Source organism: Nocardia sp. TBRC8007 (genome assembly GCF_056629435.1).
Genome location: NZ_JBWSOR010000094.1, coordinates 1 through 1240, shown reverse-complemented (window position 1 = coordinate 1240; position 1240 = coordinate 1). Strand labels below are relative to the sequence as shown.

Sequence of the window (1240 nt, the reverse complement as noted above, 5' to 3'; positions counted from 1 at the left end):
GGGAACGTAATTGTCTTCGACAGGTCCGGTGCATCGGAACACGTCGGCCCGTACCGGGATCTCCGAGGACAGGTCGAACTCATACCTCGCCGCCGCGGCCACCGCCGTCTCCACATCCACTACATCCGCCATCGATACCGGCGCATCGAATTCTCCGACCTCGAGGACCCGCTGCACCGGCACACCGTCCACCTCGGCGAACACCGTCCGCAGGCTTTCGTGCCGCCCCACCACATCGGTGAGCGCCACCCGTAACGCCGCCACGTCCACCGCGCCCGTCAGGCGCACCCCCATCGGCATGTTGTAGGTGGCCGAGGGACCTTCGAACCGGTGGATGAACCACAACCGCCGCTGCGCGAACGACACCGGCACCACCTCCGGGCGCCGCACCACCGTCAACTCCGGACGCACCCGAGCACCGTCGTCGAGCCGGGCGACCAACTGGGCGACGGTGGGGGCGGCGAACACCACCCGGATCGGGACCTCCACCCCCAACCCCGACCGTATCCGGCTCACCAACCGCGTCGCCAGCAACGAATGCCCGCCCAGATCGAAGAAACCGTCATCGATACCCACCCGAGCCACCCCCAACACCTCACCGAACAGGTCCGCCAACACCTGTTCCCGCTCCGACCGCGGCGCCCGATACTCCACCCCGGAGACGAATTCCGGGTCCGGCAACGCCGCGCGATCGAGTTTCCCGTTCGGGGTCAACGGCATCGCCTCGAGGGCTATCACCACGGCCGGGACCATGAACTCGGGCAACCGCTCGGCCACGAACCGGCGCAGCGCCGCGCCATCAACCCCACCGTCGGCAGCGCTATCGCCCACCACGTACCCGACCAGCTGCTTGCCCGCACCGCTCCCGGCCAGCTCCCGCGCCTCGACCACCGCCTGCGTCACCGCCGGATGCGAACCCAGTACCGCCGCCACTTCCCCCGGCTCCACCCGCAACCCCCGGATCTTCACCTGCTCATCGGCCCGCCCCACGAACTCCAACACCCCCACCGCAGTCCAGCACACCACATCCCCGGTCCGATACACCCGACCCCCACCGGCCGCATCGAACGGGTCAGCCACGAACCGGGCCGCGGTCAGCCCCGCCCGCCCGTGATACCCGCGCCCCACCTGCGCACCGGCCACATACAACTCCCCCGCCACCCCCACCGGCACCGGCCGCAACCGGCCATCCAGCACGAACACCCGCATATTCCCCACCGGGGTGCCGATCGGCACCGAC

Annotated in this window: 1 protein-coding gene; it reads right to left on the bottom strand. The window is 69.8% G+C overall.

Features of this window, described 5'->3' with window-relative positions; genetic code table 11:
• Positions 1-1240: condensation domain-containing protein (locus ACX4ZE_RS22745; protein WP_480275503.1), on the bottom strand; the 1240-nt coding region annotated here is incomplete at both ends.